This window comes from Nonomuraea sp. NPDC050478, assembly GCF_044458265.1.
GTDB lineage: Bacteria > Actinomycetota > Actinomycetes > Streptosporangiales > Streptosporangiaceae > Nonomuraea > Nonomuraea ferruginea.
Window position 1 is genome coordinate 1,171,620 of record NZ_JBITHT010000002.1, and the last position, 16,140, is coordinate 1,187,759.

The 16,140-nt window shown below is 73.9% G+C and carries 13 protein-coding genes, 1 pseudogene and 1 riboswitch; of the genes and pseudogenes, 5 read left to right on the forward strand and 9 right to left on the reverse strand.

Annotation, left to right across the window (positions count from 1 at the left end; genetic code table 11):
- From ACIBF7_RS13450 to ACIBF7_RS13485, 8 genes are all read right to left on the reverse strand, one after another.
- Positions 1-1,086: a glycosyltransferase family 4 protein gene (locus ACIBF7_RS13450; protein ID WP_345482791.1), complete on the reverse strand. Its 1,086-nt coding sequence runs from the start codon at positions 1,084-1,086 to the stop codon at positions 1-3.
- The gene (locus ACIBF7_RS13455; protein ID WP_364227011.1) at positions 1,083-2,495 is read right to left on the reverse strand and encodes a M48 family metallopeptidase; all 1,413 of its coding nucleotides are present in this window, start codon (positions 2,493-2,495) and stop codon (positions 1,083-1,085) included. The genes ACIBF7_RS13450 and ACIBF7_RS13455 overlap by 4 nt, the downstream gene beginning before the upstream one ends.
- Entirely contained in the window at positions 2,492-3,313 is an 822-nt protein-coding gene (locus ACIBF7_RS13460) for a hypothetical protein (protein ID WP_397197174.1), read from the reverse strand. Before ACIBF7_RS13460 ends, ACIBF7_RS13455 begins: the two co-directional genes overlap by 4 nt.
- 84 nt (positions 3,314-3,397) lie before the next feature.
- Positions 3,398-3,946, reverse strand: coding sequence for a C40 family peptidase (locus tag ACIBF7_RS13465; RefSeq protein WP_261808682.1), 549 nt, complete (start codon positions 3,944-3,946; stop codon positions 3,398-3,400).
- A 61-nt stretch (positions 3,947-4,007) separates the two neighbouring features.
- Positions 4,008-4,174, reverse strand: a riboswitch (cyclic di-AMP (ydaO/yuaA leader).
- 310 nt (positions 4,175-4,484) lie between these two features.
- The gene (locus tag ACIBF7_RS13470; RefSeq protein ID WP_308248894.1) at positions 4,485-5,459 is read right to left on the reverse strand and encodes an NlpC/P60 family protein; all 975 of its coding nucleotides are present in this window, start codon (positions 5,457-5,459) and stop codon (positions 4,485-4,487) included.
- An 84-nt stretch (positions 5,460-5,543) separates the two neighbouring features.
- Positions 5,544-6,866, reverse strand: a complete 1,323-nt coding sequence (locus ACIBF7_RS13475) for an NYN domain-containing protein (protein WP_271277916.1) — start codon at positions 6,864-6,866, stop codon at positions 5,544-5,546.
- 296 nt (positions 6,867-7,162) lie between these two features.
- On the reverse strand, positions 7,163-7,831 hold the full coding sequence (locus ACIBF7_RS13480) for a response regulator transcription factor (protein WP_219544662.1): 669 nt from the start codon (positions 7,829-7,831) through the stop codon (positions 7,163-7,165).
- Positions 7,832-7,877: 46 nt separating this feature from the next.
- Positions 7,878-9,086, reverse strand: a complete 1,209-nt coding sequence (locus ACIBF7_RS13485) for a sensor histidine kinase (RefSeq protein ID WP_397197175.1) — start codon at positions 9,084-9,086, stop codon at positions 7,878-7,880.
- Positions 9,087-9,198: 112 nt separating this feature from the next.
- Between ACIBF7_RS13485 and ACIBF7_RS13490 the strand changes: the two are divergent.
- The 5 genes and pseudogenes from ACIBF7_RS13490 to ACIBF7_RS13510 all read left to right on the forward strand — a co-directional run bounded on the left by ACIBF7_RS13490 (position 9,199) and on the right by ACIBF7_RS13510 (position 14,626).
- Positions 9,199-9,572 (forward strand): annotated as a pseudogene (locus ACIBF7_RS13490) (PH domain-containing protein).
- Complete coding sequence (locus ACIBF7_RS13495) at positions 9,569-9,982, forward strand: hypothetical protein (protein ID WP_397197176.1); 414 nt, start codon at positions 9,569-9,571, stop codon at positions 9,980-9,982. Before ACIBF7_RS13490 ends, ACIBF7_RS13495 begins: the two are co-directional and overlap by 4 nt.
- Positions 9,983-10,185: 203 nt before the next feature.
- Complete coding sequence (locus tag ACIBF7_RS13500; protein ID WP_397197177.1) at positions 10,186-10,830, forward strand: ATP-binding cassette domain-containing protein; 645 nt, start codon at positions 10,186-10,188, stop codon at positions 10,828-10,830.
- Positions 10,827-11,639 carry an ABC transporter ATP-binding protein gene (locus tag ACIBF7_RS13505; RefSeq protein ID WP_397197178.1) on the forward strand — a complete coding sequence of 271 codons (813 nt, stop codon included), beginning with the start codon at positions 10,827-10,829 and terminating at the stop codon, positions 11,637-11,639. Before ACIBF7_RS13500 ends, ACIBF7_RS13505 begins: the two co-directional genes overlap by 4 nt.
- Positions 11,636-14,626 carry an FtsX-like permease family protein gene (locus ACIBF7_RS13510; RefSeq protein WP_397197179.1) on the forward strand — a complete coding sequence of 997 codons (2,991 nt, stop codon included), beginning with the start codon at positions 11,636-11,638 and terminating at the stop codon, positions 14,624-14,626. The genes ACIBF7_RS13505 and ACIBF7_RS13510 overlap by 4 nt, the downstream gene beginning before the upstream one ends.
- Here the strand turns inward: ACIBF7_RS13510 and ACIBF7_RS13515 are convergent.
- A complete protein-coding gene (locus ACIBF7_RS13515) occupies positions 14,623-16,098 on the reverse strand; it encodes a hypothetical protein (protein WP_397197180.1) in 1,476 nt (491 codons plus the stop codon). The genes ACIBF7_RS13510 and ACIBF7_RS13515 overlap by 4 nt on opposite strands.
- Positions 16,099-16,140: the final 42 nt, after the last annotated feature.

Consider the following 16,140-nt stretch of genomic DNA (forward strand, 5'->3'; position numbering starts at 1 on the left):
TCAGAGCAGGGCGTGGAAGCGGGCGGCGACCCGGTCCCAGGACCACTCGCCGACGACCCAGTCGCGGCCGGTCTCGCCCATCTTCCGCGCCTGCTCGGGACGGGTCAGCAGCTCGACGACGGCACGGGCCGCGGGGGCCGGGTCCGCGCCGTCGACGACCAGGCCGGTCTCGCCGTCGCGTACGGCCTCGGGCGCGCCGCCCGAGCGGCCGGCCACGACCGGCAGGCCGGTCGCGGCCGCCTCCAGGAACACGATGCCGAGCCCCTCCACGTCGATCCCGCCCCATCGGGTACGGCACGGCATGGCGAAGACGTCGGCGGCGGCGTAGTAGCCGGGCAGGTCGGCGGCCGGGACGGTGCCGGTGAAGACGATCGACGGATGCCCGCCGGCCAGCTTCTCCAGCGCGCGCCGGTGCGGCCCGCCGCCGACCAGGAGCAGCACGGCGTCCGGCACCGCGCCGAGCACCTCCGGCCAGGCCCTGATGAGCCGGTCCTGACCCTTGCGCGGCACCAGCCTGGACACGCACGCCACCACCGGCCTGCCCGCCAGCCCCAGCTCCGCCTTGGCCGCCCCCGGGTGGAACAGGCCGGTGTCGACGCCGGGCGCGAGCCGTACCAGCTTGTCCTGCGGGATGGCGCGGGCCAGCCGCGCGCGCGTGTACTCGCCCAGGTAGGTGACCACGTCGGCGTGCGCGCCGATGCGGCGCAGCACCGCGCGGAAACCGGGCGCGCTCGCCCACGACGCCTCGTGGCCGTGGGTGAGCATCACCACGCGCCGCGCGCCCGCCGCGCGCAGGCGCGGCGCGAGCAGGCCGAGCGGCGCCGCCGCGCCGAACACGACGGTGTCCGCGCCGTGCCCGGCCACCAGCTCGGCCGCCGTACGGGCGACGGACGGGACGGGCAGCATGAGCCGCCCGGGGTGACGGACGACGGGGTACGGCTCACGGCGGTCGAACTCGGCGCACCCGCGCCAGGCGGGGGCGTAGACGACCGCGCCCGGGGTGCGCTGGGCCAGGCCGTGCACGAACGACTGGATGCCGCCCGGGCGGGGCGGGAAGTCGTTGGTGACGAAGACGACTCGGGTCACGGGCCGGGGACGCCGTTCAGCTTCGCCCAGGAGCGGGCCATCGCGATCCGTTCCGGTGCCGTGGGATGGGAGGCATAGAGCACATATTCCACTGCATCGGGCGACAAGTCGGAAATATTGGCTGTTGCCAGGCGTTTTTGCATCGCGGCGAACGTGACCGGATCCCGCGTCAAATTGAGGGCGTGGGCGTCGGCCCTGGCCTCGATGTGGCGGCTGACGAAGTTCTGCGCGGGGCCTGACAGGAACGTCGCCAGCGTCATCAACCCCAGGATCGCGCCCGCCGCGCGCCAGTCGGCGATCGACGTGACCCCGGCGCGCCGGCGCACCGGCCCGAAGACCAGGAACAGCAGGATCGCGCCGAGCGCCGCGCCCAGCGCGCCGACGAGCGTGCCGTAGAGCACGTCGTTCTCCCCCGCGTGGCCCAGCTCGTGCGCCACCACCAGCTCGACCTCGGGCTGCGGGGCCTTGAGCAGGTTGTCGTAGACCACGATGCGGCGGGTGGCGCCGAACCCGGACACGTAGGCGTTCAGCGCGGTGGTGCGGCGGGAGGCGTCGGCCACCAGCACGTCCTCCACCGGCACCCCGTCGCGCTCGGCCATCGCCAGCAGGTTCGTCCGCAGCGGGCCTTCGGGCATGGACCTGAAGTCGTTGAACACCGGCTCGAACACCACCGGGTAGACGAAGGAGGCCGCCACGGTGAGCGCGAACGCCCCCGCCGCGGCGGGGATCCACCAGCGCCTGAACCGCCGGGCCAGCGCCACCACCGCCACGACCATCACGCCCAGCAGAGCCGTGTTGATGGCGATGCTCTTGAGCCGGTCGCCCGTCCAGGACGCCCAGTCCTGCGTGGAGAGGCCGTAGTCGCGCAGCACGGTCTCGAACCAGACGCCGAGCGGCCAGCGCAGCGCCTCCTCGACGACCGTGAGCACGAGCACCCCCAGCAGGACCCGCACCCACCACGGCCCGCGCAGCACCCCGAGGATTCTGGCGCCCAGCGGGGTGGCGACGAGCAGGCCCGCGAACACCAGCGTCAGGCCGAGCGACAGGTAGCCGGGCATGCCGGTGGCCGCGTCGAACGCCTGCGCGCGGGCGATCTGCCCGGCGGTGAAGTCCGCGGCCGGGTCGGCGGCCACCTCCGGCGCCCCCGGCAGCGCCTGCCACGGCGTCGTCAGCCCCACCACCACGAGGATCCCGACCCCCAGCACGACCCCGGCCACCCCAGCCTGCCGCCGCCCCCTCCGGCCAGCCCCACCGTCCTTGGGCTCCGGCCCGCCGTCCGTTGGGGGCGTCTGTCCGTCATCCGGGCGCGGACCGTTCTCGTGGGCGGATTCGCCGCCGGATCGGGTCCCGGCCTGCTCGCCCGCGGCGGCGTTCCTGTCGTGGCCGTCGTCCACTTCGCGTCCTCTCACCCCAGCTGGTCCCGCATGTACGCGCGCCACCCCCGGGTCAGGCCGCCGAGCGTGAGCCCCCGCGCGGCGAGTGCCCGGTCGGTGCCGACACTCTGGGCATCACGGTAGAGCCTCACCAGAGTCCCCTCGCCCGCGCTCTCGGCCAGGAACCGACACGCCAGCCACGCCTCCTGGTACGCCCGCGCCAGCGCGTCCCCCCGGGAGCCGAAGTCACCGGCCCCGGGCAGCTCGTCCGGCAGCCGCCCCGCCCGCACCTCGGCCGCCAGTTCGGCCGCCGCCACGGTGACCGCCAGCCCCGCGTCCCGATAGGCCACGTAGTCGGCGAATCCCTCGTACAGCCAGCCGGGCAGCCCGTCGGTGCCAGCGGCGACGTGCGTGAGCTCATGGGCGAGCACCACGTCCCTGCCGGTCGGGTTGAGCCGCGCGAAACCCTCGGGCACCACGATCACCCGCCGCCCGTCGGCCACCGCCGCCAGCCCGCGCACGTCGGCGACGCCGGCCAGCCGCGCGGCCTGCTCTCCTGACGCGGGCACCAGCACCAGCGGGCGCACGGGCCGGCCCAGCACGCCCGACACCCGTCGCCCCGCCGCGTCGGCCCGCCGCGCCAGATCGGCCAGCAGCCCGGGATCGGCCCGCTGCCCGGCGACCAGCGCCCGCTCGCCGCGCGCGACGCCCAGCTCGCCCCGCCACAGCTCCCGCACCCCGGCCAGCTCGTCGGGCACCCCGGCGGACCACGACTCCGGCACCGCCCCGCCGGCCGCGGCCACGGCGAGGACCAGCCCCGCCACCACCGCTCGACGGCCCACGATCCCGGACATGCTGTCCGATGCTAGCGGCGGGACGCCCGTCCCACGCATCACGAAGGCCCCGCCCCCAGTCAGGGGCGGGGCCTTCGCGATCGGTCACAGACCGGGGCGTACCGCGCCGGCGAACGACGACTTGCGCCATCCGTTCAGCTTCTCGACGCGCACCGTCTTGCCCGAGCTCGGCGAGTGCACCATCTTGCCCTTGCCGATGTACATGCCCACGTGGCCGAGCCCGCGGAAGAACATCAGGTCACCCGGCTTCAGGTTCTTGTAGGAGACCTTCTTCCTGATGCCCGCGAACTGGCTGTTCGTCACGCGCGGGATCTTCACCCCGGCCTTCCGCCAGGCGAACTGGACGAGACCTGAGCAGTCGAAGGCGTGCGGCCCGGTGGCCCCGTAGCGGTACGGGTCACCGATCTGCTTCTTGGCCACCGCGACGGCCTTGTGGGCCTTCACCTTCTGCCGGGCCGCCTTCGCCTGCTTCTTGGACAGGACCTTCTTCGAAGTCGCCTTCTTGGAAGCAGTGGTCTTGACGGCCTCGACCGTCGTCACCGAAGCTCCGGCCGGGGCGATCACCGTGTCCGCCTGCGCCGCCGGGACGTGGAGGGCCAGCCCTCCGGCCGTCACGGTCATGCTGAGCGCCACGCCGCTGACGGCAAGGCGAGACAGACGGGGGTTCTTAGGGGAGGTAGACAGGATTGCTCCTTGAGTCTTCCACGAACGCCTACCGGGTTAGCTGACGGATTCGGGCCTGGAAGTCGCCCTACGGCGCGTCGCCGCGCCGATTCACCCCTGATCCCGCCCTGAAATGACGGGATCTATGGTTCCCCGGCTCCGTGCCTCCTGGCTGCACGGATTCGGCAGGCCACCACCCGGGTGAAGGTTCCCGGAGATGCGGCGGTGACCGGCAGATTCTTGTTCGTCCACGTCGCGGCGCCGGCGGCGCGGCGGCGATGGCCGGCGGCGGGCATGGAGTGTCCGCCGCGACGCCAGAACCTACGCCTGAAGTCATGGGCTGGCAAAGGCACGGTCAGCACATGACGATCTGACAAGCCCGCTGTCAGACCCGCGGATCCCTGCTGGCAAGCCAGTCCCGTTACCCAGATGTGACCATACTCACACTTGCCGCCCTGACGATGTGTCAGAGCCCTTCTGTCACATCAGTCACAGACGTTTCAACGGCTCACGGGCGTACCGCGCCGACGAGCCGGCGCCCGTACGCGGAGAGCGGGACGACCTTGACCACGTCACCGGTCTGCGGCGCGTGCACGATCTTGCCGTTTCCCGCATAGATGCTCACGTGGCCCAGCCCCTCGCTGAAGATGAGGTCACCGGGCTCCAGGGCGTCCAGCGACACCCTCCGGCTCGCGCCCCAGGCCCACTGCTGCCACGTCGTACGCGGCAGGGAGACGCCGGCCGCGCGCCACGAGGCCTGCGTCAGGCCGGAGCAGTCCCAGCCGCCGGGGCCGGTGCCGCCGAACTGGTAGGGCTTGCCGATCTGCGCGTAGGCGAAGTTGAGCACCGCCGCCGCGCTCCCCGAGGCGGGTCCGGTGTACTTGACGCCGGTGCTGTTCGGGTCGCCGACGCGGTAGGCGCCGAGGCGGTCGAGCAGCTTCTTCTGCTGGGCGATCAGCTTCTCGATCTCGGAGCGCTCCTTCTTGACCTTGTCGCGCTCCTCGTCGGCCTCGCCCAGAGCCCCCTGGGCCTTGTCACGCTCGATCTTGAGCCCGCGGTTCTCCCGGTCGAAGGCGGCCAGCCTGCCGGCGCGGTCGGCGGTCAGCCGCTCCGTCAGCGCCATCTGGTAGAGCAGGTCACCCGGGTTCTCGGCGGTCACCATGGTCGGCATCGAGGTCAGGTCGCGGCCCATCTTGTAGCCGTCGACGGCCATCGTGACGACCTGCTGCCGCAGCTCGGCGACGGTGGCGAGCTTCCGCTTGTAGCCGGCGTTGAGCTTGTCGTAGCGCTTCTTGGCGGCCTTGTAGTTCTCCGTCGCCGTGTTGTAGCGATCGACGACCTTGTCGGCCTTGTCGTTGAGCTTCTCGAGCTTGGCCTTGGCCTGACTGATCGTCGGTTGCGGGTCGGCGGCCACTCCTCCCGTGGGGAGAGTGATCAGCCCGATCACGAGACCCGCGGCCAGTGGCGCCCGGCCCAACCTCACAGCTCGCCTCCCAGGGGGAATACATCTGGGGCGAAATAGTACAGAAGTGGAAGGTGAGGTCTCACCCAAACACTGATTTGTAATCTAGGCGCGGCCGAGCCTGCGCAGCAGCAAAGCAGACGGAACGGGTCTGGCTCCCATGCGCCGGACGGATTCGGCCACCTCCCGGTCGGAGGAGACCACGGCCATGGCGCGGCCCGGCGGCTCGGCGCGTACCAGCTGGCGGATCAGGTCGTCGGCGATCTCCCCCGGCGCGCTGAACAGCACCCGCACCCCGCGCGGCGCGACGACCTGCACCGGCGCGTTCAGCTCCGCGCCGTCGAACACCACGGTCACCTCGACCCTGGTCTGCGCGACCAGGCCGCCGAGCCCGGTCATCAGCCGGTTGCGCTGGTCGGCCAGCGTGAGAGTGCCGTAACCGGTCTTGGTCACGTTGTAGCCGTCTATGATCAGATGGACCTGCGGCAGGGCGAGGAGCTGGTCGAGCAGCTGCGGGTCGTCGTCGGCCAGCGCGCGGGCCGGCACCCCCCGCACGCCCGGCGTCTCCCCGGCGACGGCGGCCACCGAGTCGGCGGGCCTGGAGATGGTGGTGGGCAGCGCCAGCTCCCTGCGCAGCCCGGCGGAGGCGTCCTGCAGCGCGTCGAGCAGCACCCGTATGCGGGCGTCCTCGATGCTGCGCCCCTCGCGGGCGGCCCTGCGCGAGGCTTCGAGCTGTTTCTCCACGTCGGCCAGGCGCTCGCGCAGCCGGCGCAGCTCGGTCTCACCGGCGCTGCCGGCGGCCGTGGCCGCGGCCCTGGCGTCCTGGGCGGTCTGTTCCATCGCCTCGGCCCGCTGCACGGCCGCCTTCGCCCGCTCCCGGGCGTCGTGGAGCTTGCGGCGCAGGTCGGAGTTCTCCCCCCGGGCGGCCTTGAGCTGCTCGCGCAGCCGGTCGACCTCCTCCTTGGCCGCCGACTTCTGCGCGGCGAGCTGCTCGCGCAGCCGCGACACGACCTCCTCGCGCTCCGCGCCCTCGGCGGCGGCGGCGTTCCTCTCCAGGTCGGTCCTGGCGGCCTCGATCATCTCCTCCCACCCCGGCGGGCGGGTGAGGTAGGCGGCCGCGGCGACGAGCACGGGATCGGCGGCGGGCGGGACGTTGCCCTCGGCCAGCGACGAGACGAGCTCCGGCCACCCGGCCGTCACGTGCTCCGCGACGGCCACGCGGAAGTCCTTGTCGTTCTCCAGCTGGGCGGCGATGGGCGCGCCGCCCAGGCGGGCACGCTTGCGCGGATCGAACTTGGCGATGCCGCGCAGCGGCGGCGGGACGGCGGCGGCGGGCATCGAGCCGAGAACCTGGGCGGCCAGGTCGACGACGTTGAGTCGCACCTGCTCGGGAAGCGGGCGAGACAGGCCTTCACCCGCTGAGCTCATCCCACTGTCCCTTCATGACATGCTCTTTCAGACAAGGGTACGGCTGCCGGGTACCTGTCCGTAACGGGCATCCTTTTCCGGGTAAGCGCTCGGTCCCGCGGCCGTTTCCACCCCCTGCCCCATCGCCGACCTGCGAGGCGTCACCTCGGGAACTCGGGCGCGTCCTCTCGCGCCGTCCGTGCGAGGCGAGCGGTTCCGACGGTGCGTGTGTGGCCCGTACCTGCGTGGAGTCACTCCCGTACGGGACCGGCCCGCAAGGGAAAGGACGGGCAAAACCTGGAACTCCAGGACGTGCGTCAGAGACTGGCGTCGTAGACCAGCAGGGCCACCTGCACCCTGTTGTTCAGTTCGAGCTTCGTCAGGATGCGCGAGACGTGGGCCTTGACCGTGGGGACGCTCATGAACAGCTCGCGCCCGATCTCCGCGTTGGACCTGCCCCGCCCCACGGCCAGCGCCACCTCCCGCTCGCGCTCGCTGAGCCGGCCGATCAGGGCCCTGGCCCGGTCCGCGCGGCCACCGGCGCCGCCGTTGGAGACGTGGGCGATGAGCTGCCGGGTCACGGCGGGCGACAGGATCGGCTCCCCCGCCGCCACCTTCCTGATGGCGGCCACCAGCTCGACGGGCGGGATGTCCTTGAGCAGGAACCCGGCCGCGCCCGCGCGCAACGCCCGCAGCACCTGCGCGTCGGCGTGGAACGTGGTCAGCACGAGGACCTCGGGCGGCGACTGGGCGGCCCGCAGCGCCTCGGTCGCGGTCAGCCCGTCGACGTCCGGCATCCGGATGTCCATCAGCACCACGTCCGGCCGATGCCGGGCGACCATCGCCGGCACCTCGGCGCCGTCGCCCGCCTCACCGACGATCGCGATGTCGTCGGCGCCGCCGAGGATCATCGACAGCCCCGCCCGGACGAGCGCGTCGTCGTCGACGATCAGCACCCTGACCGGCCGCGCCCCTGGCGTCGTCATCCGTCCTCCCACCAGCCCTTCACCAGCGCCTCCCCGCCCTTCGCCGTCATGTCCGCGCCGGCCAGGGTAGCCAGGCGCGGACCACGTACTCGCCCTCGGGGGTCGGGCCGTGCTCCAGCCGCCCGCCCGCCAGCGCGGCGCGCTCCGTCAGGCCGATGAGCCCGGCCCCGGCGCCGGGGATCTGGACGCCGGGGATGCGGGGGCCGTGGCGCGCGGGCAGCCAGTTGCGCACCTCGGCCGACACCCCCTCACCCGGCCCACCGGTCACGGTCACGGTGACCGGTGCGCCCGCCGCGTGTTTGCGCGCGTTGGTGAGCGCCTCCTGGACGATGCGGTAGAGGTTGCGCCCCGGCTTCTCCGGCACCTCGCCGGCCTTGAGACGCAGGCTCACGTCCATGCCCGCCTGCTCGCACTCCGCCACCAGCGCGGGCAGGTCGGCGAGCGTGGGCTGGGGCCGGTCGGGAACCTCCGCGTCCGCGTCGTGGTGACGCAGCACGCCGATCACCTCACGCAGGTCCTGCAGCGCGAGGTGGGCGCTGGCCCTGATGGCCCCGGCGGCCCTGGCGACCTCGTCGGGGGGCGCGCCGGGCCGGAACTCCAGCGCGCCCGCGTGCAGGCTGAGCATGGACAGCCGGTGGGCGAGCACGTCGTGCATCTCCCTGGCGATCCGCTCCCGCTCCAGCCGCTTGGCCTCCTCGGCGGCTCCGTCGGCCCGCTGCCTGAGCGACCAGATGAGCTGGCGCCTGGCCCGGACGACGATGCCCCAGGCGAAGGTGGTCAGCACGATCGCGAGGGCGAGGATCGCGTACGTCGGCCCGCCGAGATCCACGTCCGGGCGGAGGAAGTAGAACGGCACGATCACGAGCAGCCCGAGCCCGGCGATCGTGCCGGAGATCTTGAACGGCCGGTGCACCGCCACCGTGAACAGCGCCACCACGGACGCCCCGCCGACCATCTCGAAGTAGCCCGAGGCCACGGTGGTGACGAGCGCGAGGCCGACCGGCCAGCGGCGGCGCAGCCACACCGACAGGCAGGAGATCACGCCCACCACCTGTTCCGCGGCCACCAGCGGCGTCGGCCCGTCGATCTCCAGCGCGGTCATCAGAGTGAGCCCGCAGGCCAGCAGGAACATGGCGATGTCGACGATCCAGTCGCGGGTGGAGCGCCGCACCGGCCCGCCCGCGCCGCCGTCGCCGAGCAGCACGGACGGGAGCACCCATCGGTACTCCTGGTGCGGCTCGCTCGTCGGGGTCACGTCTCACGAGGTTAGGCGCTACCGATGGCGATCGAACAGCGACCAAAGTCGATGGCGCGGGAGACCTCGGGCCGACGCGCGGGTCCGCGGGGCTCGGCCACCCTTGACGGCCATGGACGTGGTTGTCGATGCGCGCGAGACCGCGCTGCGCCCGCCCCGCGACCAGGCGGATCCCCGGGCGGTGTCCTGGTGGACGGTGCAGTGGCTGCTGTTCATGCTGCCGATCGGCGGGAGCGCGGTCGCGGCGTTCTACACGCGCAGGGGCTGGCTGACCCACACCTGGCGGTGGCGCCGATGTCGCGCGTCCAGACGGTCGACACCGCGCGGGGGCCGGTGCAACGGCTGTTCGGGCTCGCGGACGTCACGGTGACCACGGCCTCGGCGGCGGGCGCCGTCAGGATCGAGGGCCTCGACGAGGCCGTGGCCGCCTCGTTGGCCGCCCGCCTGACAGCCGTCACCCAGTCCACCCCGGGCGACGCCACATGACCCCCGGGCCCGCGCGCACGGAGGGATGTGACATGCGCGAGGCCGCCGTGCCCGAGCCGGAGGACGAGTGGCGGGAGCTGCCTCGCGGCAACCTGCGGGCGGCCGCTGTCAAGTCCCTGGCCGTCGCGGTGCCCGCGGTGACGGTGCCGGCGCGCGTGCTGGCGGGGCTGGACTGGCCGCCGGGCGCGGTCGTCGCGGCCTGCGCCGGGGACCTGGTGGGCGGGACCGTTCTGGCCGGTGCTCGGGGCGGCGGTGGTGGCCGCGGCGCCGGTCGCGCTCTGGCTGGCGGCCGACGCCCACCGGGCGCTGCTCGCGGCGAGGTTCTGGAGCTGGCGGCGCGTGCGGCCCCCGGCCTGCTGGAACCGTTCCTGATCCGGCGCCCCGGGCCGCAGCCACAAGATCACAAGTAGGTCACGGCTCAGGGGGTGGGACGGAGACGGCGGTGAGCCGCGCGGCTCCCCCACTCCTGCCCGCCCAGGCCCCTGTGCTGGGCGGCTCTGCTCGCGCGGCTCACGTGTCGCCTGCTGACACAACGGTATGCGGCGTGCTTGCAGCGGACTTGCGAGGTCGTTGACGGTTGACGTCAAGCCGCCCCCCGGAGGATGATCCGCGCGTGGTGCCCCCACCTGCCATCTCCTGTCGCGCGCTCTCCTGCGTCGTCGCGGGCAGGACACTCATCGACGACCTCACACTCGAACTGGACGAGGGCGAGCGGGTCGCGCTCATGGGCCCGTCCGGCTCGGGCAAGACGACGCTGCTGACGACGCTGGCCGGGCTGGCGCCGCCCGCCGAGGGGCGCGTCCTGGTGGGCGGCGTGCCGCTCGACGAGCAGCCGGAGCTGCGGGCCGGCCTGGCCCTCGTCTTCCAGTCGTACGGTCTGCTGAGCCTGCTGACGGCGGCGGAGAACGTGGAGGTGGCGCTGCGCGCGGCGGGCCGGCCGCCGCGTGAGGCGATGCGGCTGGCGGCGGCGGCGCTGGAGCGGCTGCGGGTGGCCAGGTTCGCCGATCACCTGGTGGAGGAGCTGTCCGGCGGGCAGCAGCAGCGGGTGGCCGTGGCCAGGGCGCTGGCGCTGCGCCCCAAGGTGCTGCTGGCCGACGAGCCGACCGCCGAGCAGGACGCGGTCCACCGCGAGGTGGTGCTGGACGAACTGCTCGCCGTCGGCGCGGACGGCACCACGCTGGTGATCGCCACCCACGACCCCGAGGTGGCCGAACGCTGCGACCGGGTCGTCGAGCTGCGCGCGGCGGTCCATCGATGAGCATGGTGCGCTGCGACGGGATCGTGCAGATCTACCGGGCGCAGGACGTCGAGGTGGTGGCGCTGCGCGACGTCGACCTGGTGATCGACCCCGGCGAGACGGTGGCGCTGCTGGGTCCCTCGGGCGCGGGCAAGTCGACGCTGTTGTGGCTGCTCGCGGGGCTGCTGCGGCCCAGCGCCGGCCGGCTGTGGCTCGACGGGACCGACGTGGGCCGGCTCGACCAGCGCGGGCTCGACCGGTTGCGGGCGTCGCGCATCGGCGTGGTCCTGCAGAACCCGTCGCGCAACCTGATCGGCTACCTCCCGGCCGCCCAGAACGTCGCGTTCGCCCAGCGCGCGGTGAAGCGCGACCGGCGCCGGGTCCGTGACCTGCTGGCCCGCGTCGGGCTGGAAGGCGTCGGCGACCGGCCCGCGGGCCGGATGTCGGGCGGCGAGCAGCAGCGGCTGGCGCTGGCCGTGGCGCTGGCCAACTCCCCCAGGCTGCTGCTGGCCGACGAGCCCACCAGCCAGCTCGACGCCGGGTCCGGGCAGCGGGTGATCGACCTGATCAAGGAGTCCGCCGAGGCCGAGGGCACCACGGCGGTGGTGGTGACGCACGACCCGGGCGTCAGCGAGGCGCTGGGCCGCACGGTGACGATCAGGGACGGCCGGGTCGGCGCCGAGGGCCGTCACGGCGAGGACTTCGTGGTGGTCGGCAGGGAGGGCGCGGTGCAGGTGCCGCCCGAGTACCACCACCTGCTGCCCCCCGGTTCCATGGCCAGGATCGAGGCGGTGGAGGACGGGGTCGTGCTGCGGAGGGTGGAGCCGTGATCCTGCGAGGCCTGTGGGAACGCCGCACGCTCGCCCTGGTGGTGCTGCTGATCGCGGTCGTGCCGATCGCCTCGGCCGCCGTGGCGCCGATCTACTCGGCGGGCGCGCTGACCACGATCGTCCGCGACGCGATACGCGAGGCGCCGGTGGAGGGCCGCGGCTGGCGCTACACCACGTCCGGCGGCACCATCGAGCCCAAGGTGGCCGGCTTCACGGCGGGCGCGGGCTTCACCGACCCGCCGGTGTTCGGCATGGAGGTGTCCAGCGGCAGCGCCGACCAGGACGACCGTCGCGCGTACACGGTGGTGTGGCAGGACGGCCAGTGCGAGCACCTGGAGCCGGCCCGGGGGCGCTGCCCCGCCGCCGCCGGGGAGGTGATGGCCAGCGAGGCGTCCGGGCTGGAGACCGGCGACGTCGTGCGCCTGAGGTCGCTCCGGTCCGCGCGGCCGGGCTCGGCCACGCTGGAGACGGCCCCGCTGGAGGTCGTCGGCGTCTACCGGCCGGGCGACCCCGCGGACCCGTTCTGGTTCGGCAGGACACTGTTCGACCCGCAGGGGCAGCCCAGCCAGAACAAGGCGGACGCGCTGTTCACGGCGCGCGAGACCCGCTCCGTCACCTACTACGTCGGCTCCGGCCTCGGGGAGCAGGCCTGGACCGACTACGCCCTGATCCGCGTCAATCCGGACCGGCTGACCGGCACGGACCTGCCGTTGCTGGCGGAGATGCAGGCGCTGGCCGAGGCCACGGGCCGGACCACCGACGCGATCGTGTTCTCCCGGATGGCCGACACGCTGCGGACGATGAACGCCAACGCCGGCACGCTGGGCGTGCCCGCGCTGCTGGTGGCGGCGCAGCTCGTCGGGCTGGGCTGGCTGCTGCTGTTCCAGACGGTCGGCGACCTGGTGCGCGCCCGCGGGCCGGAGATCGCGCTGGCCAGACTCCGCGGCCACGGCAGGGTGCGGGTGTGGCGGTTCGCGCTCGCCGAGCCGTTGCTGCTGCTCCTGCTGGCGGTGCCGCTGGGCCTCGCGGCGGGGTTCGCGGCGGCGAGCCTGATGATCGGCGCGCTGCTGCCCGCGGGCGTCCCCACCACGTTCCCGCCGGCGGCGGTCGCGGCCGGGCTGGCGGCCACGCTCGGCGGGGTGCTGGCCGCGACCGCGTCGGCCTGGCGCGTCGCCACCCGGCCGGTCACGGAGGAGTGGCGGCGCACGCCGCGCAGGAGCGCCCGCGGCTGGGCGCTGGACGCGGTGGTGCTGGCCGTGACGGCGCTGGGGCTGACGGAACTGCTGGCGGCCGGTGTGATCACCGATGCCTCCGGGGAGAGCGCCGGCGCGATGGCCGTGCCCGGGCTGATGGCGCTCGGCGTCGCGCTGCTGGCCAGCCGTATCCTGCCGGTGGCGAGCGGATGGCTGTTCGGTCTCACCCGGCGGCGCGGCGGGCTGGGGCCCTTCCTGGCGCTGCGCCAGGTGGCCAGGGGTCCCGTGACGGCGGGCAGCGTGATCGTCCTGGGCACCGCGTTCGGGCTGGCCACCTTCGCCGTGGCGGCGTGGACGGCGACGAGCGACGACTACGCGCGGGTGGCGGCCTTCCACAACGGCGCTCCCACCGCCATCACCGTCCAGCCGGTCGAGCCTGGCGAGCTGGCCGCCGCGGTCGAGGCCGCCGACCCCGGAGGCGCGCTCGCCGCGCCGGTGATCAAGATGCCGGGTACGCCGCAGCTCGTGGTCTCCGACCCCGACCGGCTGGCGCGGGTGGCGCACTGGGATCCCGAGCTCGCGGGCGGCAAGGACCTGGCCGGGGCGATGGCCGCGCTGCCGGGCCCCGACGCCGGCCGGGTGTGGGTGCGCGGCGAGCGGTTCCGGCTGCGGCTGGCCCACAGCGAGCTGACCGAGAACTGGGCGGCGCAGGTCAAGGCCGCCTTCCGGATCACCGGCAGGGTGGGCCCTGTCTCGATCACCATGGGCGAGCTCCGCGGCGCCGGCGGCGCGTACGAGTGGAACCTGCCCCTGCCCTGCCGCCAGGTGCCCTGCGAGCTGCGCAGGATCCACGCCGACCTGAACGCCCTGGGGAGCGTGGAAGGCGGGGCCTTCGTCGAGGTGCGGGTGGAGAGCATGGAGGTGCTGCGGGACGGCGCCTGGCAGCCGGTGCCGGCGCCCGCCTGGCGGGTGGACCAGGACCCGAGCCGGACGGACGGCAGCTTCGGCGTGTCCGACACGGGCATGCAGGTGCTGCGGCCGGCCACCTACGAGCAGGAGCCCGCCGGGATCGTGGTCGGCGAGGTGGGCGCGAAGGCGGTGCCGGGGCTGGACAACGCCTTCGCCTACCGCGTCCGGCCCGCGGTCACCGCCGCGGCCGCGCCGGGCATCACCGGTGCCGGCGTCCTGATGGATCTCGAACAGGCTGACAGGATCGCGTACGGGGTGGACGAGAAGGCCCAGTTCCAGGTGTGGACCCGCCAGTCCGGCACCGCGGCGCTGGAGGCGGCGCTGGCCAGGGAAGGGCTGACGGTGGTGTCCACGGTGCGCGCCGCGGATCTGGAGGCCGGATACGCCGCCGAGGGGCCGGGGCTGGCGCTCATGCTGCTGCTGGTGTCGGCGCTGGCCGCGGCCGTGCTCGCGCTCGGCAGGACCGTGCTGGCCCTGCACACGGCGGCGCGGCGGCGCGGCTACGAGCTGGCCGCGCTGGAGGCGGCCGGCGCGAAGGCGCCGGCGCTGCGGCTGTCGCTGCTGCTCGAACAGGCGATCACGGTCGTGACCGGCACGCTGGCCGGGCTGGTGGCCGGGCTGGTCGCCGCCGAGGCGGCGCTGGGCCGCATCCCGCAGTTCGCCGAGCCGGTGGTGACGCCGCCGCTGCCGCACGAGGTCGCGGCGGCGCCCGTGGCGCTCGTCACCGGCGCCGCGCTGGCGGCCACGCTGCTGTGCGCGCTGCTGGTCTCCGAGCTGCTGCTGCGCGGCGTACGGGTGGAACGCCTGCGCGACACCCCCGCCTAGCTGCCGATCGGCTTCTGGGCCAGCGCGGCCAGGAACGCCTTGGCCATCGTGAGCGCGCCGTCGCGGGCCTCCTTCTCCGGGAGCATCTCGGCCTCGGGCGCGTCGGCGGGCTTGCCCTCGGGCCGGTCGGCGCCCGCGTAGTCGACCACCACGACCAGCGAGCCCTGCCGCGCCGTCACGCTGCCGCTGCCGGCGTGCACGTCGCCGCGCCGGGTCTGGACGTAGCGGCCGTAGGCGGCCTCGCCGAGCCCTTCGACGTCGCGGACGTCGCCGAACACGATGCCGCTGAACGACGAGTTCTCGGTGCTGTTGTCCTGGCCGCGCTGGGTCGAGTAGTAGGACCCGGCTGCGGTCTTGTCGGCCACGCCCGCCCGGTTGGTGAAGCTGTGCACGGTGATGAGGACGCTGCGGACGCGGGTCTTGCCCGCCACGCCCGGCGCGTCCCGGTTGAGCCAGCGGCACTCGGTCTGGGTGTCGTTGCCCGTCTCGGTGCCGCGCGCCCGGGTCTCCGGCTCCGGCACCAGCGCGGTGGCGGCCTGCGTGATGGACTCGCAGGCGGCGGGGAAGATCTTCAGCTCCGTCGGCGTCGGGGTGGGGGCGGCCTGCGGCGTGCTCGTGACGGTCGGGTACGGCTGGGCGACGACGTTCGGGTGCTTGGCCTTCCAGTCGGCGACGCCCTTGGCGAAGTGCTTGATCAGGCCGGTCACCTCGCGGATCGCGTTCTCCTCGGTGATCGACTGGGTGGTCTGGTTGCTGAGGATCTGCGCGTCCTTGCGCTGCTGGCCCGCTTGGTACTTGACCTCGATCGTCATGTCGTGGACGCGGGCGTAGGCCTGGCCGAACGAGTACCACAGCAGCTGGCCGGAGCGGCGCCAGGTGTACTGGGCGTAGGCGCCGTCGCCGACGCCGGGGATGTCCGTGACCGGGGAGATGCGCTCCTTCTCGCCCTTCTTCGGGGTCGGCCTGGCCGTCTCGCGGTACTTCGCGCCGCCGTAGTCGAACTCGTAGGAGCTCTGCGCCATGGCCCTGCCGGTCTTCGCGCCGTCGCCCAGGTGCTGCCCGATCTTGACGTCCACCTCGCGGTTGCGCCAGAACTCGCCGTACGAGATGCGTTGGTTCACCCAGTTACAGGTGAACGTGGTGACCGACGGGTGCTGCCGGGAGCCCTTGACCACGGTCGCCCCGGGCACCAGCCGGTCGGCCTCCTCCTTGGGCAGCATCGCGCAGACGTCGGGGCCGTCCACCGCCGCCGCGCCGGCCGACGCCTGGGAGGCGGTGGGGCCCGTCTGCTGCCGCGTGGGCGCGGGGTCGCTCGCCCGCGAGAGCTGCCCGTACACCAGATAGCCGCTCGCTCCCCCGCCCACCAGCACGACGGCGGCGGCGGCCAGCAGCGGCAGCAGCCACGGGCGGCGCCTGGGCGGGCGCGGCGGCCCGGGCGGCGGGCCCGGCAGGCTCTGCGGCATCTGAGGCATCTGCCGCATCACCTGCATCGGCGGGTGCGGCGGCGGGTGCGG

Bases quoted from the DNA above. Each gene is read 5' to 3' on its own strand.
- ACIBF7_RS13480 (WP_219544662.1), bottom strand. From the start codon at position 7,831: ATGACGACGCCAGGGGCGCGGCCGGTCAGGGTGCTGATCGTCGACGAC.
- ACIBF7_RS13475 (WP_271277916.1), bottom strand. From the start codon at position 6,866: ATGAGCTCAGCGGGTGAAGGCCTGTCTCGCCCGCTTCCCGAGCAGGTG.
- ACIBF7_RS13505 (WP_397197178.1), top strand. From the start codon at position 10,827: ATGAGCATGGTGCGCTGCGACGGGATCGTGCAGATCTACCGGGCGCAG.
- ACIBF7_RS13460 (WP_397197174.1), bottom strand. From the start codon at position 3,313: ATGTCCGGGATCGTGGGCCGTCGAGCGGTGGTGGCGGGGCTGGTCCTC.
- ACIBF7_RS13495 (WP_397197176.1), top strand. From the start codon at position 9,569: ATGACCCCCGGGCCCGCGCGCACGGAGGGATGTGACATGCGCGAGGCC.
- ACIBF7_RS13515 (WP_397197180.1), bottom strand. From the start codon at position 16,098: ATGCCTCAGATGCCGCAGAGCCTGCCGGGCCCGCCGCCCGGGCCGCCG.